We start from the raw sequence: 22060 nt of genomic DNA, 5'->3' as shown, positions 1-22060 counted from the left end.
GCCCGGGCGTCGGTGATGGTTGGCCCACTACTCATCGCGCCAGACTACCCGCTTCTCCCATCGAATCTCCACTAAGCGCCGAAAGCGGATGGTGTGCGCCTGCTCTCCTGTCGGGTGGAATAGCTGCGCGCTCATCCACTCCCGGCTCTTGCATTGCTGGCAGCGGACCTTGTCCCGTACCTCGTCGATCGTGACGTTGCCGATCACCTCCCGCAGCTCGAGCGGTTTGTAGTAGCGCGTGACGTTGCAGCGCGCGCAGCGGATGCCCGCCACCTGCCCGGCGTCATGCGCATGCGTCAGGGTCCAGGCCGCGCCTCTCGGCCACTTTTCGGGTTGCTCGGGCATACGCTGAAATGAGGAACATATTCCTCACTGGTCAAGGGGATTGACTCCAGTGTTCTCATTTTGTTCACTGTCGGCAATTAGGAGACAAACCATGAAATCGATCATCGTCACCGAGTCCGAACAGCCCGAGATATACGCCACGGTCAAGCGCGAGCGGCCCGCAATTCACCGGGCCGTCAGCAAAATGGCAAAGCAAATGCGCGACCTCTCTGACGTCAGTCAGAAGCAGGCCATTGCTGAATTGACGGCCACATGGATCAGGGCAGTTTACCCGGAAAACTTGGAACTGGTGCTGTCACTTTCGGACGCCATGCGCGAACAGACCGATATCTATCTCAAGGAAAGCAAGGGGACCGGTGCACGGCACTGATGGTCAGGCGCAGCCGGGGAATACCAACGCCTTCGGTCATCGACCGCGAGATGCCGCACCAGGTCGCGCTGCCCGACGATCTTTGCACGGACCGCAACTTCACGCTGATCAGGCGCTTTCTTGAGGAGCGCGGCCTGACATACAGGACCAGGGCGGTGATCGCGGTTTGGAACGACGGCAAGCAGGAGCAATGGCGGCTGCACTGCTTCACCGATCGCGAGGCCGCGGCGTCGTTCCTTGACCACTTCGGCGGCATCGTGTTCGATCCGAAGCGAGACAGGGAGAATGGGCGCGCTCGCGGTGTCTGGCGCCGCCAGGGCGCCTATGAGCGAATTCTGGAAATGGGGCCGCTCAGCGTGCCCGAAGCCCTGCGGAGCTAAGCATGTGCAATCTCTACAACATCACGACCAGCCAGGAGGCGATCCGCCAGTGGACGCGGGCGCTGCGAGACACCTCCGGCAACCTCGAGCCGTCGATTGACATCTACCCCAACCAATTTGCCCCGGTGGTCCGCAATGCTGCCGACGGCAGCCGCGAGCTCGCCAATCTGCGATGGGGCATGCCGACGCCGCCTGAACGGATGCGCGGCAACGCCGATTCTGGCACCACCAACGTCCGCAACCCGCAATATGCCCATTGGCAGCCCTATCTCGGCGTCGAGAACCGCTGTGTGGTGCCGGTGACTAGCTTCGCCGAGCCGTCGCCGACACCGGGCGACAAGGACGCCGAAACCGGCGTACAGAAGAACTTCTGGTTCGCGCTCAGCGAGGAACGGCCGCTGTTCTTTTTCGCTGGCATGTGGACGCCCTGGCACGGCGTGCGCAAGGTGAAGGAAGGCCCCGGCGACCACGAGCTCTACGGCTTCCTGACGACCAGGCCCAACGCGTTAGTCGCGCCGATCCACGAAAAGGCGATGCCGGTGGTCCTGACCACGCCGGAGGAAACTGAATTGTGGCTCACCGCGCCGTGGTCGGAGGCGAAGAAACTGCAGCGGCCGGCGCCGGACGATGCGCTGGTGATCGTCGAGAAGCCGGCAACGCAGATCAAATTCCCCGCCGCGCCGCCCGCTCAGGCATCCTTGTTCTAGAGAGAAATCGCCGTGGATCAGGTCATAAACCTGGACAGCCGCCAGGAAGCAGCGTCGCAGAAGGTCGGCGATAGGTTCGTCTCCCTGCACAAGGGCGACACGATGAAGGCGCTGAAGGAAATGATCGTTCTCAACGGCCACCTGCAGGACCGGATCGACGCGCTCAAGCGGCGGCAAAACCAGTGAGCGACGAGCCGTCCCGCCCCGGAGAGCTAGTGCAGCCGCGTGATCATGGACCGCTTGGCCATGCTTGCGAGCACGCCGGATGCCGCAAGGATGCCGGTTGGGGTTTCGCCCGGCCAAGGCAGCCGTCGCATTGGTTCTGCTTCGAGCACCGCGGCGAGGGAGAGAGGTTCCTGTGATCAGCCCGCCTAGACGCACCACTGCTTACCCCGACCGCGAGGTCGATTGTCAGGAAGCGATGGAGCCCGGCTTTCAGGCGATCGTCGACTGCATGCTCGATGCCGGCTGGCAGCGCGGCGAGGTGATGCGGGCGTTACGGCGTCTGATCGCCGCCGACAACATGACGCAGAAGGAAAACGCCAGGGTTGAAACCGAGTTGGCAATGGCGCGGGCGATGATGCGCGCCGGGAAACACTTGTAGCTCAGTTGCCCTCCCCTCGGCAAACTCGCCAGGCAGGTGCCCTTCAAAATGGGACGCGATATACGCTGATCAGTTGGCCTTCTTAGGTTCGGGCTCCGGAGGCGGCGTGTTCGGGCCGGGGCAATCAGACAATTGCTCACACGGAGAGGACCGATCGCCAACGCCGCCATAGCGTTCCACGAGTTTTGCGAATCCCAAGGCGAAGGCGGAAAGAAGCGCCAGGACAACCACGATTCGGACGGCCATTCGGGACTGTAGCAGAACCTCGATCCGAGTTTGACCAGCTACAGGTAGAAGAGCGAATTCCGCGGCGCGAGCCAAGGTGTCCTTCGTTGTGGACGGATGGCAATTTAGAATGGGTGAAGCCCCGCGCGGCAGTCACTCGGATTCGAAATCTGGCGGACCATTTATCGCCGCAAGTATCGCTTCATAGGCACTGCCGATTTCCTCTTCGATCTCGTCCTCGGAAATACCTGCGGCCTTCGCATCGGCGAACAGCTTGGTCGTCAGCTCCGCCACAGAAATGATGTCGGCGCCGACGCTGCCGCGCATCACGTTGTTGTCGGTGATCCACTTCCCAAAGAATTCTGCCCCGCGTTCGCTCATAGGCGGTGCCGCGCCTTCAGGAAATGAGCCTCTCGAAGTAGGGAATTCCAATCGGTCCCGATCAACGTGATCAGCTCGCGGGCTTGCTCTTCGGTAATGTCTGCCTCTCTGACCAGGCGATCGGCCAGAACCTTCATCGCCCCACTTTGCAAACCTGATTTGTTGTCATCGTCACTCATGAAAATATGGCCTCCTAATCTCTAGAATGATCTAGAAGGCGGACTGTTCAGGTAGGCAAAAAAATTCGGCGTTGGCTGAGCCACGGGATCATCCGCGGACCCGGGCCGACGGCGATCGTGCCTGAAGACGCAAGGGACTGACTCACCGCCGACGGACCTCCCGATTTTTCTTCGCGTCAGGCCTGCCGTGTGAGATAATTCGGAGCGGCGTCGAGGGCGTCGACAATGTCATTGTCCCGCTACAGTGGTGTTTACGAACCCGCTGATCTGGCCATGCTCCAGCGGGTATTTGATCGGCTATGCGACGCACGACGCCTAGCCAAGAAAGACCGTGAGCTGCGGGAGTTCCTGGCTATGGAATTGTTCCAAGTTTTCGATGACGGCACCAACGACGAAGCTGGCCTATTGCACGCCCTCTCCAGGCACCGACGGCAATAACGCAAAGCGCTCGTTAAAAGCCCGCCGCCTCAGGGAAAGAACGACGGGCTTGTGCTTGGGCTTAAGAGCTGGCGGCCTAAGGGGGACGACGACCGCCACTCGAAATAATGGCTGGGCTAGCATTCAGTTCCGAACAATTTTGCGAAATCTGAATGGCAAAAGCGGGCTGGTGGGAACACCCACAGCCCGGCTCGCTTATCATGGTGACACAGGATTTCGCGGGCCGGGCCGTGTCCGGAAGCTGGGTTCCAGGGCACGGCTAGATTGCAGCCATTTTGGAGCCCGCACAACACGGCCTATGGTCTATTAGCGATTTCTTGACTGAGCCGGCGCGCGCCCCACCCTTATGGCTGATGGCAAAGGGCAGGCATCAACGTTGGCGACGAGGTCCCAGCGTACGACGCCGTCGGTGGTAGCAGCCGGAACATTTTAGAGACATTGAATGTTCCACATCTATGGACAGCCGAGACCAACTCTCAGCAGAACAATTGAGAGCCGCACGAGCTCTCTTGAACTGGTCGCGAGTGCGACTGGCTGCCAAAGCGAATCTTAGCGAATCGACGATCTGCGAATGTGAGAACGGCTTTAGGGAACCGAATCCCCGTAATGCCTTCGCAATGCGGCGGGCTTTGGAGGACGCGGGAATTGTCTTTACCGTTGAAGGGACCCCATCATTAGCGCGCTCTGAGGGTCAGAATAGTGGTCGCCACGCTGACAATAGAAACTGGCGCCGCCGCGCGCGGTAGCAGCTGTTTGACTAAGGCTTATTGCTCCCAAAAATCCTTCAGCGTGGCGTGACGCAGCTTTTCCTCGCCCTTCAGGAATTTCACCAGGCCGACCAAGCCGGGGTTCAGCCATTCGGCCTTTTCCTTCGCCAATCCCTTCGGCGGCGGCGCGCCGGCCCTGCGCTGCACGCGATCCCAAAGGGCCTGCCGCTTGTCGGCTTTGAACGTCACGAAAGCGCCGCCCATATAGCGGCCATTATCGGCCATGAGCACCATCGCAGGCTTTCCGGTCTCGCGCTTCACGCCGATGATGTCCATTTCCTTCTCGACGTAACACTTCACCTTACGCCAGTTCATCGTCGAGCCGCTGCGATAGCCGCTGTTCAGCCGCTTCGAGACGATGCCTTCCAAGCCCGCCTCGCATGCCAAATGGTAGACGGCGTCGCCGGCGCCAGGCAGCGCTTCGCTGAACTGGATACGCCCGCCGGCAGGGATAAGGGCCTGCAGCACCTCCCGCCGGTCTTTTAGCGCCATGTCGCGCAGATCGTGTCCGTTGAGGTGCAGGAGATCGAACGCGACCAGATAGAGATCCTGTGGTCGCCTGGCGATGGCCGAGCGCAGCGCGTGGAAGTCGGACAGCCCGGCTTCGTTGGTCACGATCGTCTCGCCTTCGATAATGAAACTTTCCGCATCGAGCTTCTTCGCCTCCGCGGCCAGCGGCCGATACTTAGCCGTCCAGTCGATCCCAGTCTTCGTGTAGAGGCGGATGCCGCCTGCGTCCTTGACGAGCTGGGTGCGGTAGCCGTCGAATTTGACTTCGTGGCTCCATTCGTCGCCCTTGGGCGGCTGCTCGACGAGCTCCGGCTCCATCGGACGAATGAAGGACAGCCGGGCGCTGCCGGCAGGCTTACGCATTGGAACCCCACGCGATACCCGAATTTGATTCAATATCGCACGGCCGCAAGCTTTCCGTTAGCATCTACTAAAGAATCGGGAACGTTCCCGCCCTGCTGCGGTTGTTTCTCAACCAGGAGGAACGGGCATGGCAGACGACAGGACGAAACGCGATTTCCGGGACCGTGACCGTGTGTCAGCAGATGAGGATTATGAGGTTCGCTACTTCGCCAAGCAGCACCATATCACGCCCGAGCAAGTTCGGGAGTTAATCGGCCAGCACGGCAACGACCGCAGGACCTTGGAACGCGAGGCCAGGAAATTGCGCGGGTGACGAAGCTTTCGGAGCTTGGGCCGCCCATCACCGGGCGCCGACATGGGGGCGATCCTGCCTGCGAGCAGGATCACTTCTTAAGTTGCAGGAAATGCGGTCAGCCGATCGACCGGCGTGATCTCCGGCAAGTCATTTGGCATGAACGGCCGGACCATGAGCGACTTGAGCTGGACAGTTGATCCCAGATTCTTTCGGGGGAGCAGCGGAACCAATTTCGAGCATCGAAGTTAGCAGGCGCTGCTAACGGGGGACTCTCGCGATGCTGCTTGCTCTGGACGATGCGATCTCGTCGGCTGTTTTGGCCGGCAGAGCCGCAGACGCGGAAATCTTCGGAGTTATCGATCTCACCAGCAAGATTGAGGCCCGGATCGGCGCCATCAGCTTAGGGCGCGCCATCCAGTTCGTCGCCAATGCGTCGGTGCTTGGATACGACGTTCGCGGTGCAATGGTCTTATATGGGGAACCAGGAACACCAAGCTTGAGGATATGGGACTGCGAACATCTGTGGGCGCAATACGGTGGCGCACTTCTCGAACCATAATGCGAGATGTCCTGGCGACTGATCTTGGATCTTCGCGTGCATTTGCAGTGCAGCGTAATAGAGTTCCCCTAGAGGCGCCGCTGGACTTCAGGCGTATTTAAGAGCATCCTCCCGAGCGGGGGAATGGGCTTGGATAGGTCTCGGCACGACAATCAATCTGATCAATGGCGCAAGCGCACTGGCGCCAGGCGCTCGCGCGCCCTGCGGTGGGCAAGCGTGCCACGGCGTCTGATTTTCGTGACCGTCGCCGCGGCCGGCGCGCTGGCCGCCCAAACGGCCATGAAGCACAGCGACAGCCTGCCCGAAATCAATCTGCAGAACTTGATTGGCCCCAAGCCGCAGCCGATCGCCGGCGTCGCATCCGTCATCGACGGCGACACGATAGAGGTTCATGGACAGCGGATCCGCTTCAACGGCATCGACGCGCCGGAGAGCCACCAATATTGCGACGACGCCAAGGGGTTCGAGTATCCCTGCGGCCGGCGATCGGCCGAAGCGTTAGACAGCTTCCTAGCCGCATCGAGGCCGGTGCAGTGCACGTTCGTGACCTGGGACCGCTATAACCGCTATGTCGGCGACTGCCGGCGCGCAGACGGCGCTAGCGTGGCGGCGTGGATGGTCGGGCACGGTCAGGCGCTCGATTGGCCTCGCTACAGCCATGGCGCCTACGCAGGACAGCAGGGGGAAGCACAAGCGGCGAAGGTCGGTCTGTGGGTCGGCAACTTCCAGGCACCGTGGGACTGGCGCGCGTCGCATGCCGACGGCGCGGCGCCGTCGAACCAGCTGCTCGGCATCGTCAACCGCAAGCTGGTTGCGCAGAGCGGTAGCTATTCGTGCGAGCCGCGCCGCTACTGTTCTCAGATTAGCTCGTGCGACGAGGCACAGTGGTATCTGCACAACTGCTCATGGGGCCGGAAGCTTGATCGTGACGGCGACGGCGTGGCGTGCGAGACGCTGTGCTGAAACCAGAAACGAGCGTGGCAGCCGCTTCGTGACTTCAAGGAAGCCGATCGGACGCAGTTGTCTCCGCACTGCCCGCGACCCAATCCCGCTCTCTCGTGATGGCTTTCCTGGTGCGGCTGCGGATCTTCCACGATCAACCCGCAAGGGGTCCGCCAGTAAGCTGCGGCCGCTCGGCCGACGCCTTCGGGTGATCGCACCCGCCTCCGCACCCGCCGCGGCCGTTCCCGACCACACCCGCCGGGCGAATGGAGGGGGCTTCGCCAAGAGCGACGTCCGCCTAGGACGAAGCCTCGCCACGGCCAGCGCGCCGTCCCTCGGTGCCGCGGCGGCCGAGCCCTTTCGGCTTGCCTTCGCTACCGACGTGCCTCCAGTGGAGTTCGGCCGTGACGCGGAGCGCTCCATACTCGGAGCGGCGCGGCCGAACGGGCCACATCGAGTAAATTGGCTAACTCCGAATACTACAACAAACCGCTTGGCGGGGCAGTCGGTCCCGGTTTCCGCCCTCCAGGCGGCGCTATGCTAAACCTCCTGCGGCTGCCCTTTTAACCGGTCAAGCGGTGCACAAACTGGCTCCGGCCGCTGCGTTGCCTTCGCTTTGTACGCTCACTGTTTGTTTCGAGGGGAAAGGGAGCGCTGCCCCCTCTCCCCAGCAAGGAGAAAATCGGTCTCCCCGTCCTTCCTCCGCTTGGGCCTTCGGCCTGCGCTCCGTGCAGGATCGACGCTGATCCGCATCCGCGGATCAGCGTCGCCCCTTCGGCTTCGCCTTCGGGCGGGTGATCCCCCTCCGATTTCTCTCCTTGCCCCCCTCTCCCCCGCTGTTCCGCACGAGCTCGGGAGCAGGAGCGGGGCTCCTGCCCCTTCGGGCAGGAAACCGCTTCGCGGGAAAAGGGAAATCAGGAGAAATATCATGACCGAGACCATCACCATCCCCTTGAACAAGCTGGACGTGGACCCAAAGAACGTCCGCAAAACCTATAGCGCCGAGGGAATCAAGGAACTGGCCGCGACCATCCGAGCCGACGGTTACAGGCTGTTGCAGAATCTCATCGTCAGGAAGGGCGACAAGAAGGGCCGCTATTTCGTGACGGCTGGTGGCCGCCGCCGCGCCGCACTCCTCCTTCTTGCCGAGGCGGGTGAGATCGCGAAGGACTTCCCCGTTGAATGTAAGCAGCGTGAGGCCGAGGACGCTACGGCGATCAGCTTGACCGAGAATCTGCATGAGCCCATGCACCCGGCTGACCAGTTCGAGGCATTCAACGCCCTTGCCCAAGAGGGCAAAGCAATCGCTGATATCGCCGCCCGTTTTGGCACGACCGAAACGATTGTGTGCAAGCGGCTGGCGCTCGCTCGCGTGTCGCCGGTGCTGTTGCAGATGTTCCGCGACGAGGACATGAGTTTTGCGCAGTTATCGGCCTTCACCGTGAGCGACGATCACCAGCGGCAGGTTGAGGTATGGAGTGCCCTGCCCTCTTGGAACCGTGATGCTTTTTCCATCCGGCGTGCGCTCACCGAGGAATTGGTTGCCGCAACTGACAAGCGTGTCCAGTTCATCGGCGGGCTGGCCGCCTATGAAGCGGCGGGCGGCGCCGTAAGGCGCGACCTGTTCGATGAACGCAACGCCGGTTATGTCGCTGATACGGTGGTGCTGGAAAAGCTGGTGGCCGAGAAGCTTGAGGCGGCGGCCGAGGCGGTGCGCGCCGAAGGCTGGAAATGGGTGGAGTGCCGCGCTTCGATGCCGGAAGGGCTTCACAGCATGGAGCGCCACTATCCCGAGGACGTGAGCCTTTCTGAGGAAGATCAGGCGGCGCTCGACGCCGCGCAGGCAGAATATGACGAGCTTGCCGAACTGATCGAAAGCGGTGCAGCCGACGACGAGGCCGAGGCAAAGCTTGAGGAAGTCGAAAAGCGGATTGACGCCCTGACCGCCCGCACGGAAGCCTTTTGCCCCGAGGCACTGGCGAACGGCGGCGCTTTCGTCATGCTCGATTATTACGGCAGGCTTTCCATCGAGCGCGGTTTTGTGAAGCCGGACGATGCCGAGGTAACAGACGAGGACGAGGCCGACGAGGGCTTGCCGAGTATCGCAGGCGAAGCAAAGCCCGCAATTCCGACCGTCACACATTCGGCGGCTCTGATAGAGGACCTGACGGCCCACAAAACTGCAGCGCTGCGCATTGAACTGGCGAACAATCCTGACGTTGCCCTTGTCGCCGTCGTGCATGCCATGCTGTTGCAAGTGGCCTATCCATACAATTCGGAGCAAAGCGCACTTCAACTGTCGATCACCCACGAGCGGTTGAAGTCTTCGATGAAGGACGCCGAAAGTTGCAAGGGACTTGCGGCGTTCAGTGACCTGTCCGAAAACTACGGCCATCACCTGCCGGGTAATCCCGCCGATCTGTTCGATTGGCTGCTAGAGCAGCCGCAGGACACGCTTCTTTCGCTGCTGGCCTTTGGTGCCGCTCATGCGGTCAACGCGGTGGAGAAGAAGTTCACCGACCGCAAGAAGGGCATTGAGCAGGCCAGTCAGCTAGGCCGAGCACTCAATGTCGACATGTCCGAGTGGTTCGAGACGACCGGCGACAGCTATTTCAAGCACGTCAACCGGACCACCATCGAGCTTGCCGTGGCCGAAGCTAGGGGCCGGGAGGCGGAGCTTTCCGTGAAGGCAGCGGCCAAAAAGACCGAAGCCGTCATGATCGCCGAGCGACTTGTTGCCGATAGCGGCTGGATACCCGCCCCTGTGCGGATAGCTGCCGCCGACGAGGCGAGTTCTGTCGAGCACGAAACGGACAAGGAGCAGTTACCCGAAGCGGCTGAATAAAAGATCAGCCGCAGGCCGGTTGCGTGTCTCCCGCGCGACCGGCCTTATTTTCAGTTTGAGGGGAGGCCCGAGCCCCCTCCCCTCAAACTCCCCTTCCCGCCCTCGATTCGCATCGGCTTGGCTACCGCCAAGCCGGTTTAGCGCTATCTCATGTATCCAAAATGGCATCATGATAATCGCAGGCAAAGAAGGCGGCTGGAGCATCAAGTACAGCAGAAACTCAAGCATTTTGGCCTGTGTACGCAGCCTAGGCCCGGTGAGTTCGATTGCGCATGTAGCACAATTATTGCGCCAAAAAGGTAACTCAGGTTATTGTTGGCGCAAAATCATTCGGGAATCGGTGTGATTCCCGAATTCCTGCATCCTAACGCGTTACGACGGAGAAGACCGACCCGGCCAGAAAAAGAAAACCGCTCCCGAACGAAATCCGGAAGCGGGGGTACGAGTTGATAAATTAAGCAAAACGTTTCTCTCAAACCCTCCCTTCCTTGTCAACTCAAAACACCGGTTCGGTGAACGGGGAAGCCTTGCCTGGTCCCTAGTGAAAGGAGACGAGGAATGGGGGAACCATACCCGCAATTGCGGCCAATCGGCCGTAGAGTGACGCCGCAGCGTGCCGAGTTCCGGCGACTGGCACAGTCCGCCAAATTCGGGACCGCAACGCGCGGACAGCTTGCCGTGCTTGCGCAAAACCTGCCCTGCACAGGCCTGATCAATGCGACCGAAGCCCATCTTCTGGTCACGCTGATCAACACTGCGTCAGCCGATGCCTTCGACAAGGCTGGCCGGCCGATAATCTTCAAATCGAACCAGCAGCTTGCGTTTGAGATCAATCGCTCAGCCGGCCGGGTCAGCCGTTTGCTGTCCAGCCTCTTCGACGCCGGCCTGATCACAATGCAGGACAGCGGCAACTACAAACGCTACCCGGTTCGCAACGCAGACGGTTCGGTAGTCGATGGCTGTGGCATCGACATGCGGATCCTCATCGTTCGATACCGCGAGCTTGACGAGCTCGTCAGGCAAGCGAGAGCTGAGCGGGCGGCCGCGAGTGCCGCGCTGCGCCGCTATCGTGGCGCACTACGCAATCTCCGCTACGCCTTTGCGGCCGTTTCGGGTCTCTCCGAGCGCGTTAGAACGCGGCTCGAGGCGCGGCTTGAAAAGGTCGTCGCCCTGGTCGGCGTCGCAGCAAAGGCGCCGAGCGCGCTATTGCAGCGCGCGACAGGCCTTTTCGAATGGCTCTTCGAGCGAGTCATGCAACTCCCACGGCGCCCAGAAGCTGCGCCGGAAACACTAGATTCGACATGCGCGTATGCCGAAAACGGCATGCACAAACAGATTACAAGCCCCGATCCACTTGAAGATAGTAATGAGAATCGGCGTTCGGCTGACGCCGAACAACTCGGTGTGCTAGCGGCGGGCTCCGCCCGCAAAGGGGCTCTTGAAGAGAGCCTGGGGCGAGGTTCGCGCCAAGTCAACAAACCGCAGCGGCCGCCGCAGGCGGTTGTTGCCTTGCATGACGTGGTGCGGGCACTGCCCGCGCTAAAGACCTACGGCTTTGCCCTGCCCCGAACCTGGGGTGATCTGGCGCGGCTCGTGCCGCAAATGTGCCGGCTTGCCGGTATTTCCGACGATGCGCGCCGCCGCGCCGTCGAGCAGATGGGCGAGCAGCAGGCCGCCGTCGCGGTTGCCGTTACGCTACAGAAATTCGACCGGCAGGAGGTTTCGTCGCCGGGCGGCTATTTGCGGGCCATGACAGACCGCGCCGCCGCCGGCGAGCTCCACCTTGCCCGGTCGGTATTCGGGCTTGCCGCCCGCCATTCCATGGAGGTCTGAATTGAGATTTCGAGGAATACTGCCCGTCGCCGCCGCGATTTTGTTGGCCGCGGCGGGGAGTGCCGCGGCCGAGCCCACCACCTGGTCGGGAACGGCGCGTGTGATCGACGGCGACACGATCAGCGTGAGGCGGCAACGCATCCGAATTGCGGCGATCGATGCATGCGAGCTGAAGCAGACCGGAATCCAGAACGGAAAAGTCTGGCCCTGTGGCGCCGTCGCCCGCAGCTATCTGCGGAAAATGATCGACGGCAAGCACGTGCGCTGCGAGATCATCGACAAGGACCAATACCGGCGATTGGTCGGACAGTGCTTTATCGCCGATACCGATATTGGCCTCGCCATGGTCAACGCCGGCCTCGCCGAGTCGATGCTTCGATACCTACCCCGTTCCCATTCTATCATGCGAGGCCGAGAACAGGGCGCGGGATCGACGTTTAGGCATCTGGTCGGCGGAGATCGAAAGCCCGCATCTTTACCGGCGCGGGAGTCGTCTTCCAAGCCTTAGACGGTGTAGCCATATTGGCGCAATGGATTGGCAAGAGCCGCGAAGCAATTTGCTTCATAATATAGCGAGAAAAACGGCGCTACCCCGTTGCTTGAGCGCAAAAATTATATAAAATGAGGCCTTTTCTCGTTGAATAAGGCCGTCATGAGGCCAGTGTGATGTTACCAATGATGTTCATCAATCACCCCTCCAAGGCGGTTGCTTTTGACGCTCGTTCGCACGCCGACGCGGTTTGCGCAAAGCCGGATTGCGGAAAAATTTCCCCGCCTTCGGCTTCCTCGCGCCTCAAATTTCTCCGCCCTCCGGCCCCCTCCGCTTCGCTCCGGCCTGCGGTGCGCACCGCTTTCCGGCATGCCTTGGAACGATCATCGCAACCACCAAAGAGGAGTGACTGAAATGAAGAACATCACCAACTACATCCAATTCAACGGCGACGACCTGGATACCGCCTCGGGCGCAGGCCTCATTTCCACCATCGACCGCGACCTCGACGTCAAGGTCACGCCCTTCAGCTCGGATAATGAGAAGGCACCGACGCATCGCGTCTACGCCAAATCGCCGCGCGGCCACGACATCGACGTCGGCGGCATCTGGAAGAAGAAGAACGCCGAGGGCAAGCCCTACTACACGCTCTCGATCAAGCGCCTTGGCTACAACGCCAATCTCGGCCGCTTCCCGGGCCAGGACGACTCGACACTGCAGTCGATCATCGAATGGGAACCCCGCGACTGATCGTGGCGAAGCGCCCGGCGAAAGGCCGGGCGCTTTCTCCTCGCGATGCCGAAAGCCGCTCGAAGCGGTCGATTTTCAGCGCCTTTTCTGCTAGGGTGGGTCGTAACTGGAGAATTGCCGATGAACATTCATTCCGCTCGCCCGGATCGTTCCCCGGAGGCCATCGCAAGGCGCAAGAAGGCGACCGATCAGGCGCGCGCCGCCAATATCCGGCAGGGCTATACCTACGATCCCCTCCTCGAGGAGGCGACAGCCGCTTATGTCGCCGGCGACATAAGCCGCGACGAATACCGCGCGCGCGTCGTGCGGCCGGCGCAGCGATCCTAACGAACTCTGCCTCATAGAGGCGATCAGCCGCCTGTCATCTACAGGCGGCTTTTTTATTGAGCGCGCCCATGTCCGACGATACCCCGAAAGGATCGTACTTCTATCCCAACACGTCGGACGATCCCGATCGCACCGACGTGCTGCGCAACAAGTTCGAAATCCGATCTCATTCCGAGCTGCGCACCGAAGAATATCGCGCCACCGCGTTTCGCATGGCGGAGATCGCCGAAGGCGATGGACCACAAGGTCGCTTCGACGAGGAGCACCTGAAGGCGGTTCACGCCCACATCTTTCAAGACGTCTATGAATGGGCTGGACATACGCGCAACGAGAGTCCGATCGTCGACGGCGAGCGCATGGAGCCGATCGGGGGTCTCTCCAAAGGCGGGACCTCCTTCCTGCCTGGTTCGCGCATCGACATGGGCTCAACGAGGCACTGAAGCCGATCCGCGATCCAGAGCTTCTGCGAGGTTCGACGAAGGAGCAGCTTGCCGAACGTGCCGGCCAGGTCATGTCCGATCTCAATTATGTGCATCCCTTCCGCGAGGGCAACGGTCGCGCCCAAGAAGCGTTCATTACCGAGTTGGGCCGCGAATACGGCCACGACGTGGATTTTACCGTCATCACCAAGCCGCGCATGAACGAGGCGTCGATCGAGACCACGAACGACCCGTCCAGCCCGGCGATCAAGCACGTCATCGAGGACGCGATCGATCCGAACCGCCGGGAGGCTCTTCGCGCGGCGTTTTCCGACCTGGAGCAGCGTGGCGAAAACCCGTACGAGCACAACATCCGCACAGCCCGCCCGGGCGAAGAAATCACCGGCCAGGTGCTCGGGCATGACGATCGCTTTGCCAGCATCGTCACGGATGCGGGCATTGTCGCAGTCGATCGCGCTGACCTGCCGGAACGATTGCCGGACGACGAGGCGGAAATCACCTTCACCGCCAACTCGGACTTTTCTCGCCTCGATCGCGATCCGCAGGACATTCAGGCGCAGCCGCAGCCGGAAAGGGCCGAAGCACCACAGCAGCATTCCAGCGCCGCGTTGAAGGCTATCGAGGCGGATATGGTAGCGCAGCGCGCGCGAGAGCGCGACGACGACCGAGAGCGATGACAGCCATCACCGGCAACAAGCTGCTCATGGCGTCGTAGCAGCCGCAGTGTCCATGCTCCGGCCGTCTCCATCCGTTGGGTGATTTGACGGGCAAGCTACGATAGCCCCTCCCCCATGCAACCGCTTCGCGGTCCTCCTCTACCGTTTCGGCCCTTCGGGTGCGTGGGCTCGTTTCGGCTATCTCCGTTTCCTGCCGTCAACCAACGGATGGAGACGGCCATGCAGAGCATCAAGGACACCTACCAGCGCATCACGGATACCATTGTCGAGCAGCTTGAGGCCGGCACCAAGCCCTGGATACGCCCCTGGCGCGGCAATGCCCGCCGCTCACTGGCCCCGCGCCGCGCAACCGGCGAAGTCTACCGCGGCATCAACACCCTAATGCTGTGGGTCGCCGGTCAGATGTTCGGCTACGAGGAAGATACCTGGATGACCTACCGGCAAGCGCAGGATCTCGGCGCTCAGGTCCGCAAGGGCGAGAAAGGCACGCTCGTCGTCAAATACGGCACGTTCACCCCGAAGGACCACGAGGACGATGAGGACCGCGCCATTCCGTATCTGAAGGGCTATACCGTCTTCAATGTCGACCAGATTGACAGCCTTCCCGATCGGTTTTTCAGCCCGGCCGAGGAGCTGCCGACGTCTTCGGTTCCACACATCGACACCGTCGAGGCCTTCGTCAGAAATACCCGAGCGAAGGTCAGTTATGGCGGCACGAAAGCCTGCTATCGGCCTGCCATCGACGACATTCTCATGCCGGACCGCGAGCGGTTCGATAGCGAGGTCCATCTTTATTCGACCCTGTTGCACGAGCTTGCACATTTTTCGGGGGCTAAGCACCGCCTTGACCGGGATCTGACCGGTCGGTTCGGCAATGAAGCATACGCGATGGAAGAGTGCATAGCCGAATGTACCGCGGCCTTTTTATGCGCCGATCTTGGCGTAGACCATGACCCGCGGGACAACACCGCCGCCTACTTGGCGAGCTGGGTGGCCGTGCTAAAAAATGATAAGCGCGCGATTATCACGGCGGCTGCCAAGGCGCAGGCTGCCGCCGACTATCTCACGGCCCTCCAACCGGGAGCCGGACTGACAGCTGCCTAGTGCAGTAGGCTCCAGTCTTTTCGTTTGACCGATCGACGGGCAGAGCTGCCCGTCGATGATCTTAAGGCACGGGGACGCCGGTCAAGACCGGCTTGCCGCCGTGTAGCGGTTGCCTCGACGGCCGGTTTTGCGGACCTAAAGGGAAGTGTCGGCAAAGACGCGATTGATCGCCCAAAGCGCCGCCTGATTTGTGCAACTCATGGCACATCACGATTGTGATCAGTGGCGCGGGTTTACTGAAGTAAACTCCAGAACCCATGCGAACGAGTCGCAGAACTGCGGCGCCAAGTGTTCCACGTGAAAGTTTACGGCAGTAAACCGGCATTGCGCGAATCGACATTAACCTTTTGTTAACATTAAATTCCTTGTCGTACCGCTCGAATCAGAGCTAAATGCGCTTTCTAAGCGAATACAACGGAAATTCGCATTTTGGAATTCGCAACGATGAATATCGCACCCACGTTCACAAGCGCTCTCGCCGACTTCGACGAACTGATCCTGAAGCAGGGCGGCGAATTGTCAAGGAGACTGCAGAAGCATCGGCTCGACAGCTTTCCGCCTGACGCGAAGAAGACCCTTCGTGCCTTCCAGCTTTCGGAGGCCGCCAGCTATCTGGGCATTAGTTCAGGGCACCTGAAGAACTTGTCCCTGGAGGGCAAGGGGCCGCAGCCAGCGGTCACATCGACGGGGCGCCGCTCCTATACAGCCGCGCAAATGCTCGAGATGCGGCATTGGCTGGACAGAAACGGACGGTCGGACGTGAAGAAGTACGTTCCCCACCGCCGCGGAACAGAACACCTTCAGATTATTGCTGTTGTGAATTTCAAAGGCGGCTCCGGCAAAACAACGACGGCAGCCCATCTCGGACAACACCTCGCTCTGACAGGGCATCGGGTGCTTGCGATCGATCTAGATCCGCAGGCATCACTTTCTGCCCTGCATGGGTTCCAGCCAGAAGTCGATCAGGACGAAAGCCTATACGAAGCTCTTCGTTACGACGGCCAGCGGAAGCCGCTGTCCGTGCTCATAAAGGCGACGAACTTACCTGGGCTCGATATCGTGCCGGCAGCGCTTGAGTTGCAGGAGTTCGAGTACGACACGCCCCTTATCCTCGCCGAAAAAGGAACGCGTGATCTTGGGCGGGTGTTTTTCACGAGGTTGGACTCAGCGCTTGCAGAGGTCCAGGACCGCTATGATGTCGTGGTCCTCGATTGCCCTCCGCAGCTCGGGTACCTGACCCTGACGGCTTTATCGTCGGCTACCGCGGTCCTGATCACGGTGCATCCGCAAATGCTAGATGTGATGTCGATGTGTCAGTTCCTATTGATGCTTGGCGAGATCCTCAATCCGATCAAACGCGGCGGCGGCAATATGAACCTCGACTGGTTTCGTTATCTTGTCACGAGGTTCGAGCCTGGCGACGGTCCGCAAGCGCAAATGGTCGACTTCATGCGCGTGATTTTCGGTGGCTTCGTCCTCAAGAACGAGATGTTGAAGAGCACCGCGATATCGGACGCGGGTATCACCAAACAGACACTCTACGAGGTCGAGCGTAGCCAGTTGACAAGGTCAACGTACGACCGTGCCATGGAATCCCTCCATAGCGTCAACGGCGAGATCACTTCGCTGGTCCACCAGGCATGGGGGCGGACATGACGCTGATTGAAGTGGCACACCCCATCGGAGGGCTTCGAAATGGCACGTAAGGGTCTGTTGGCGGGCATCTTGGATGAGGACGAGTTTACGGCCGTAAACTCGGCCGAGACAGCTGCACCGCTTGCAGCGCGATCCGGCAGGGGTGCTTTCGGCATGATGAGCCGGGCCGCCGACGAAATGGCGACCAAGGTCGAGGCCGCACAGGAAATAGAGAGAAAGCTGCTCGCAGGTGAGACGGTCATCGAGATTGATCCCGACCATTTGGACAGCTCTTTCGTCATCGATCGAATGGACCAGGACGAGGGTCGCTTCGAGGACTTGGTGCAAGCCATTGGTGAGCGGGGACAGGATTCGCCAATCCTTGTCAGGCCGCATCCAAGCACCGAAGGCCGTTACCAGATCGTATTCGGCCACCGGCGCGCAAAAGCCGCAAAGGCGCTTGGCAGAAATGTCCGAGCGGTCGTCAAGCCGTTGTCTGATCGTGACCATGTTGTCGCCCAAGGGCAGGAGAACACTGCTCGAGCGGACCTCTCGTTCATCGAACGCGCGCTGTTTGCGGCTAAACTTGCCGCACGCGGGTTCGACACCCAGACGATCATGTCGGCCTTGTCGGTGAACAAGACTGTCGTGTCGAAAATGGCATCCGTCACAAAACAGATTCCGGTCGAAATTATTCAAGCAATCGGTGCTGCGCGAGGAACCGGGCGAGATCGATGGTACGACCTGTCGGTCAAATGTCGCGTTAGAGGTAACCTCGAGAGGGCCACGAGGTTCGTCGGAAAACAGAAGTTCCTAGAGGCTGAAAGCGACACGAGGTTCAGCCTTCTTTTCAATCACCTTCCCGGCGACGAAGCAATCGCCGATCACCAAGCGGCAACGGGATCGAAGAGGGCCCTAGCTCCAGCTTGGGCTCCGTCTGACAAATCCGTCCGCGTCACGGCGAAAGATACCGGAAAGGCGTTCACGCTGTCCTTGAAAGAACGGGACGGAGTTCGCTTTGGTACCTGGATTTCCGAGAATCTGGAGCTGCTCTACAGCGAGTTCAGGCGATCGGAAGCGAGCAACACAGGAGAATGAACCCGCAAAAGAAAAAGGCCCCCGAACGTCACCGTCGCGGAAGCCCTTCTCGTATCTAGACAATCCGAGAATCTCATTTCCGCGAATCACTGTCAAGAGTCCTAGGCGTCGTTTTGGCGAGCAGGTTTCTTTTGCCTAATTAGAAGGCGAAGGAAGAAATGGAGACGGGTATTGCAACGACGCCCTTTGGGCGGCGGCCGATGTCGCTTGCCATGCTGGCAGCGCAAAACGAGTCACGCGAGATCCCCAAGGGCAGGGTGGTCGACAAGTGGCAGATCTATCGTAACCTCTGCGAGGGCAAGAGCATTGTCGGCATCGGCGATCGCGCTCTGGCCGTCCTGAATGCGTTGCTATCATTCTATCCGGACAGTGAGTTGAGTGAGGAAAACGGCCTCATCGTCTTTCCCTCAAACGCACAGCTGTCCCTCAGGGCGCACGGAATGCCCGATGCCACAGTGAGGCGCCACCTGGCGGCTCTTGTGGACTGCGGGCTAGTCATCCGACGGGATAGCCCGAACGGCAAGCGTTATGCGCGGAAGGGCAGAGGAGGGGAGATTGAGGAAGCATTTGGCTTCTCCCTGGCGCCGTTGCTGGCCCGTGCCTGCGAGTTCGAGGCGGCGGCCGAGTGTGTTCGCGCCGACAACAGGGCGCTCAGGCTTATGAGGGAACGCATTACGCTACACCGCCGGGATATCCACAAGCTGATCGAGGCGGCCGTAGACGAAGACGTGCCGGGCGACTGGGGAGGCTTGTGGAAGCGTTTCCGCAGCGTTGTGGAGGCAATTCCGCGCCGTGCATGCATTGCCGAACTTGAACCGATCGTAGCCGATCTAGCCGCGTTGCATGACGAAGTGGATAAGCTGTTGGAAATTCATATGGAATCCACGAATCCGAGCGGCAATGACTCTCAAAGCGAGCGGCAGCAATCTGATTCAAATACCGACTCTATTTTTGAATTTGAACCTGCTTTCGAAAAAAGCGGGTCGACGGTCGAGCCAAGGACAAGGACCGCAGAGCCCCCGAAAACATACCCACTAGGGATTGTGCTGAAGGCCTGCCCGGAAATTGCGGATTACGCCGTCGACGGGATTGGCAACTGGCGCGATTTAATGATCACCGCGGCCCAGGTGCGCGGTTATCTCGGCGTGTCGCCTTCCGCATACGAGGACGCCTGCCATGTGATGGGGCAGGAAACTGCGGCAATGGTGATCGCCTGCATTCTGCAACGGGCGCAGCACATCAATTCAGCGGGCGGCTATCTGCGAGTGCTGACCGATAAGGCTAAGGCAGGGGAGTTTTCGGTTGGGCCGATGCTGATGGCTGCTTTGAAAGCTAATGGGCCACCAACCAGGATGGCCGGGTAACTGGCTAGCGTGACGATGGGAACCTTCCGTCGCGGCCGTCTGCACCTTTACCTTTATTAGGCCGTTTCGAGTTGGCTGAACCGAACAGGGATAATCTGCCGAGTCTCGAGCTGCCCTGCCGCATCCTTATCGATGACAGTCAGAAGCTGTGCATTTTTAGATCCTAAAGGCAGGACCAGGCGTCCTCCCGGCTTGAGTTGCTTCAATAAAGCCGGCGGTGTCCGCTCAGCCGCCACGCTAACCAGGACCTTGTCGAATGGGGCGTGCTCGGGCCAGCCGCGAGACCCGTCTCCGACACGAATGCCGACATTGGAGAAGCCGAGACCCTGCAGGAGTGCCTCGGCATGACCTGCGAATTCCTCGATGATTTCTACGCTCCAAACCTGTCCGGCGAGTTCCGCGAGGATTGCAGTTTGATAGCCTAGGCCGGTGCCGATCTCGAGCACCGCCTCGTATGGTTGCGGCGCAAGGAGATCGGTCATCAGAGCGACGATGAAGGGCTGCGAGACGGTCTTATCAAAGCCGATCGGCAGCGGCATATCCTGATAGGCATAAGCCGCGACCGCAGCTGGCACGAAGAGATGCCGCGGCATCCGCCTCATCGCTGTCATCACCCGCTCATCGAGCGTTGCCTTGCCGAGTTCTTCGCTTGCAAGTTCGGCATGGATCGCAATCATCTCGACCATGTGCCTGCGTAGTACCGCGAGATGCTCTTCGGTCATTGGCTTCATGACGGTCGGGGTTTCCTCAACCAGGCTTGCTGCCACAGTAGCCTTATATCCGGTGGCAACACAGCAACGCCCGCCATCGTTTCTAGTTGCGGGAGGCCCACGACGAGTGGCGGTGAGTTGGGCGATTGCGTCTTGGTTAGCTATTCGGGGGCGGCGCACTCGCGGTGTTCGGCTGGCGCCCAGAGGGGGAAGAGTCGGGGACTTGCCCGGCGCTGCGTTCGGCGATCAGGAAGATGATCAGCCTGGCGTAGATCCAGGCGCGAGCGAGTTCCGGCTTCTTGGCCGCCAATGCCTCAAGCCGTGACCAGCTCAAACACCTCTTGCGTCTCGGCAAAGCCCTTCAGCACGTGCCTGCCCAGGCTGCGCACCGCATCCGCCGGCATCGAGCGCGCGACCTCGGCCGAGCACACGGCCCGCCGATCGAGCGTCTTGGCGATCCCTTCCAGCCGGCTGGCGAAGTTGACGGTCGGGCCGACCACCGTGAAGTCAAGCCGGTCGACGCTGCCGATGTTGCCGTAGACCACCGGCCCGATATGCAGCGCCGCGACGAACGGCAGGTCGGGCAGGGTCGTCTTAGCCTTGTCGAAGGCCCGCTCGATGCCGCGCACCGCGCGCCCGCAGGCGCCGCCGCGTCCGTCCTGCTCGGTCGGAAAGATCGACAGCACACTGTCGCCGATGAACTTCAGCACGTCGCCGCCCTCGGCGCGCACGGCGTCGACCACGATCTCGAAATGCGTCCCCATTTTCTCCAGCAGCGCATCGGGCGCGAACCGTTCGGAGAGGCCTGTGAATCCGCGGATGTCGGTGAGAAGCACCGCCGCCTCGAGCTCCGTGGTGGCGCCGCGGTGGAATGCCCCGCCGACGACGCGGCCCGCCGGCCCGGCGCCGAGATAGACCTCCAGCAGGCTCTCCATGGAATGCCGCATGGCGGCCGGTTCGAGTGCGGCCGAAATCGCGGGCGCCAGGCTCTCGATCAGGGCGATCTCGGCTTGCGTAAAGCCGCCCGGCCGGTCGGTCGTGAAGGCGCCGCCCTGCACGGAGCCGTCCCCATATTCGATCGGCACCGCCAGGTAGTCGGTATTGCCCGCCTCGGCGAGATCGACATAGACCTCGTGCGCGTCCGTCCCGAGGTGTTCGAGTGAGTGCCGCACACTGCGGCGCTGTTCTATCACCACGTGGAACGGGCTACCGTAGTAGGACGACGTGGAGAGCGTTGTGCGCGGCCGCGTATAGAGCAGTGCGCCTTCGCCGCGGGTCCAGATCACGCCCCACACACCGATCATCGGATTGGAAAGGCGCTGACCGATACGCACGCGTTTGAGCGCGACCCCGGCTGCGACCAGCCGTTCCGACAGTCCGCCGACGATCGCTTCGGGGGGACAATCCCGCCGCGCCGGTCCGATCAGCCAAGTGATGAGTTCGGCCTGTTTTGCATGACGATTGTGTTCCAAGTCGGACATCGCTGAAACCTTTATTCTAGGCCAGCACCACATCCGGCCAAAGCCAAACTTGGCCAGCCGCGACTCCGACGCCCCCCTCTGAGCGGCCGCTCCTGCTCAGCTTGCGCTTGCTCAGCCTTTCGCGCCGAATGACCAGTCGCAGAATCAGCCGCTCACCGGTGCCTTCGTCGATACGAAAACGCTGACCTCGCCTTCCTGCTCAGTCTGGGGAGCACGTTTATCCCTTAAACTTAGTCTAGGT

25 protein-coding genes and 1 pseudogene are annotated in these 22060 nt (G+C 60.7%); 20 read left to right on the top strand and 6 right to left on the bottom strand.

All coding sequences use genetic code 11. The features are described from left to right. Positions 1 to 27: 27 nt before the first annotated feature. Entirely contained in the window at positions 28 to 345 is a 318-nt protein-coding gene (locus tag EN862_RS33130; protein ID WP_127868709.1) for a hypothetical protein, read from the bottom strand. 91 nt (positions 346 to 436) lie between these two features. On the opposite strand from EN862_RS33130, the gene EN862_RS33125 reads away from it, so the two are divergent. From EN862_RS33125 to EN862_RS33110, 5 genes are all read left to right on the top strand, one after another. Next, on the top strand, positions 437 to 715 hold the full coding sequence (locus EN862_RS33125) for a hypothetical protein (RefSeq protein WP_127868708.1): 279 nt from the start codon (positions 437 to 439) through the stop codon (positions 713 to 715). Further along, on the top strand, positions 715 to 1095 hold the full coding sequence (locus tag EN862_RS33120; RefSeq protein ID WP_127868707.1) for a hypothetical protein: 381 nt from the start codon (positions 715 to 717) through the stop codon (positions 1093 to 1095). The genes EN862_RS33125 and EN862_RS33120 overlap by 1 nt, the downstream gene beginning before the upstream one ends. 2 nt (positions 1096 to 1097) lie before the next feature. Beyond that, positions 1098 to 1802, top strand: coding sequence for an SOS response-associated peptidase (locus EN862_RS33115; protein WP_127868706.1), 705 nt, complete (start codon positions 1098 to 1100; stop codon positions 1800 to 1802). A gap of 12 nt (positions 1803 to 1814) precedes the next feature. After that, positions 1815 to 1988, top strand: a complete 174-nt coding sequence (locus tag EN862_RS36385) for a hypothetical protein (protein ID WP_193771621.1) — start codon at positions 1815 to 1817, stop codon at positions 1986 to 1988. A 172-nt stretch (positions 1989 to 2160) separates the two neighbouring features. After that, entirely contained in the window at positions 2161 to 2406 is a 246-nt protein-coding gene (locus EN862_RS33110; RefSeq protein ID WP_127868705.1) for a hypothetical protein, read from the top strand. Between the two features lie 378 nt (positions 2407 to 2784). Here EN862_RS33110 and EN862_RS33105 read toward each other — a convergent pair whose 3' ends face one another. Further along, positions 2785 to 3012, bottom strand: coding sequence for a DUF768 domain-containing protein (locus EN862_RS33105; protein ID WP_127868704.1), 228 nt, complete (start codon positions 3010 to 3012; stop codon positions 2785 to 2787). Continuing rightward, positions 3009 to 3191, bottom strand: a complete 183-nt coding sequence (locus EN862_RS33100) for a hypothetical protein (RefSeq protein WP_127868703.1) — start codon at positions 3189 to 3191, stop codon at positions 3009 to 3011. Before EN862_RS33100 ends, EN862_RS33105 begins: the two co-directional genes overlap by 4 nt. An 893-nt stretch (positions 3192 to 4084) precedes the next feature. On the opposite strand from EN862_RS33100, the gene EN862_RS33090 reads away from it, so the two are divergent. Further along, positions 4085 to 4375 carry a helix-turn-helix transcriptional regulator gene (locus EN862_RS33090; RefSeq protein ID WP_127868702.1) on the top strand — a complete coding sequence of 97 codons (291 nt, stop codon included), beginning with the start codon at positions 4085 to 4087 and terminating at the stop codon, positions 4373 to 4375. An 18-nt stretch (positions 4376 to 4393) separates the two neighbouring features. Here the strand turns inward: EN862_RS33090 and EN862_RS33085 are convergent, their stop codons facing one another. Then, positions 4394 to 5269, bottom strand: a complete 876-nt coding sequence (locus EN862_RS33085) for an RNA ligase family protein (protein WP_127868701.1) — start codon at positions 5267 to 5269, stop codon at positions 4394 to 4396. 127 nt (positions 5270 to 5396) lie between these two features. Between EN862_RS33085 and EN862_RS33080 the strand changes: the two genes are divergently transcribed. From EN862_RS33080 to repC (EN862_RS33015), 14 genes and pseudogenes are all read left to right on the top strand, one after another. Further along, complete coding sequence (locus tag EN862_RS33080; protein WP_127868700.1) at positions 5397 to 5582, top strand: DUF3606 domain-containing protein; 186 nt, start codon at positions 5397 to 5399, stop codon at positions 5580 to 5582. Between the two features lie 259 nt (positions 5583 to 5841). Beyond that, on the top strand, positions 5842 to 6123 hold the full coding sequence (locus tag EN862_RS33070; RefSeq protein WP_127868698.1) for a hypothetical protein: 282 nt from the start codon (positions 5842 to 5844) through the stop codon (positions 6121 to 6123). A 237-nt stretch (positions 6124 to 6360) separates the two neighbouring features. After that, positions 6361 to 7086 carry a thermonuclease family protein gene (locus EN862_RS33065; RefSeq protein WP_245519799.1) on the top strand — a complete coding sequence of 242 codons (726 nt, stop codon included), beginning with the start codon at positions 6361 to 6363 and terminating at the stop codon, positions 7084 to 7086. 907 nt (positions 7087 to 7993) lie between these two features. Beyond that, on the top strand, positions 7994 to 9910 hold the full coding sequence (locus tag EN862_RS33060; protein WP_127868776.1) for a ParB/RepB/Spo0J family partition protein: 1917 nt from the start codon (positions 7994 to 7996) through the stop codon (positions 9908 to 9910). Between the two features lie 558 nt (positions 9911 to 10468). Then, positions 10469 to 11743, top strand: coding sequence for a plasmid replication protein RepC (gene repC / locus EN862_RS33055; RefSeq protein WP_127868775.1), 1275 nt, complete (start codon positions 10469 to 10471; stop codon positions 11741 to 11743). A 37-nt stretch (positions 11744 to 11780) separates the two neighbouring features. Continuing rightward, positions 11781 to 12243: pseudogene (locus tag EN862_RS33050) on the top strand (thermonuclease family protein); the annotation flags it as partial. A 404-nt stretch (positions 12244 to 12647) separates the two neighbouring features. Then, the gene (locus EN862_RS33045; protein WP_127861674.1) at positions 12648 to 12983 is read left to right on the top strand and encodes a DUF736 family protein; all 336 of its coding nucleotides are present in this window, start codon (positions 12648 to 12650) and stop codon (positions 12981 to 12983) included. A gap of 120 nt (positions 12984 to 13103) precedes the next feature. Next, positions 13104 to 13310: an antitoxin VbhA family protein gene (locus EN862_RS33040; RefSeq protein ID WP_127241535.1), complete on the top strand. Its 207-nt coding sequence runs from the start codon at positions 13104 to 13106 to the stop codon at positions 13308 to 13310. A 68-nt stretch (positions 13311 to 13378) separates the two neighbouring features. Further along, positions 13379 to 13750 carry a hypothetical protein gene (locus tag EN862_RS37575; RefSeq protein WP_348632100.1) on the top strand — a complete coding sequence of 124 codons (372 nt, stop codon included), beginning with the start codon at positions 13379 to 13381 and terminating at the stop codon, positions 13748 to 13750. Next, positions 13747 to 14427, top strand: a complete 681-nt coding sequence (locus tag EN862_RS37570) for a Fic family protein (protein WP_348632101.1) — start codon at positions 13747 to 13749, stop codon at positions 14425 to 14427. Before EN862_RS37575 ends, EN862_RS37570 begins: the two co-directional genes overlap by 4 nt. Positions 14428 to 14646: 219 nt before the next feature. After that, positions 14647 to 15531 carry a zincin-like metallopeptidase domain-containing protein gene (locus tag EN862_RS33030; protein WP_127868774.1) on the top strand — a complete coding sequence of 295 codons (885 nt, stop codon included), beginning with the start codon at positions 14647 to 14649 and terminating at the stop codon, positions 15529 to 15531. Positions 15532 to 15975: 444 nt separating this feature from the next. Continuing rightward, positions 15976 to 17187, top strand: a complete 1212-nt coding sequence (repA, locus tag EN862_RS33025) for a plasmid partitioning protein RepA (protein WP_127868773.1) — start codon at positions 15976 to 15978, stop codon at positions 17185 to 17187. A 39-nt stretch (positions 17188 to 17226) separates the two neighbouring features. Then, positions 17227 to 18264, top strand: coding sequence for a plasmid partitioning protein RepB (repB, locus tag EN862_RS33020; RefSeq protein WP_127868772.1), 1038 nt, complete (start codon positions 17227 to 17229; stop codon positions 18262 to 18264). 158 nt (positions 18265 to 18422) lie between these two features. After that, positions 18423 to 19628 (top strand): plasmid replication protein RepC, encoded by a 1206-nt coding sequence (gene repC, locus EN862_RS33015; protein ID WP_127868771.1) that lies wholly within the window; start codon positions 18423 to 18425, stop codon positions 19626 to 19628. A gap of 56 nt (positions 19629 to 19684) precedes the next feature. Here repC (EN862_RS33015) and EN862_RS33010 read toward each other — a convergent pair whose 3' ends face one another. Both EN862_RS33010 and EN862_RS33005 read right to left on the bottom strand, forming a co-directional pair. Further along, entirely contained in the window at positions 19685 to 20359 is a 675-nt protein-coding gene (locus EN862_RS33010; protein WP_127868770.1) for a protein-L-isoaspartate(D-aspartate) O-methyltransferase, read from the bottom strand. A gap of 293 nt (positions 20360 to 20652) precedes the next feature. After that, entirely contained in the window at positions 20653 to 21819 is a 1167-nt protein-coding gene (locus tag EN862_RS33005; protein ID WP_127868769.1) for an adenylate/guanylate cyclase domain-containing protein, read from the bottom strand. Positions 21820 to 22060 lie beyond the last annotated feature (241 nt).

Origin of the sequence: Mesorhizobium sp. M2E.F.Ca.ET.219.01.1.1, from assembly GCF_004016445.2 — a bacterium.
Taxonomy (GTDB): domain Bacteria; phylum Pseudomonadota; class Alphaproteobacteria; order Rhizobiales; family Rhizobiaceae; genus Mesorhizobium.
The sequence above is the reverse complement of the archived record's forward strand: the minus strand, read 5'-3'. Positions and strand labels throughout refer to the sequence as shown.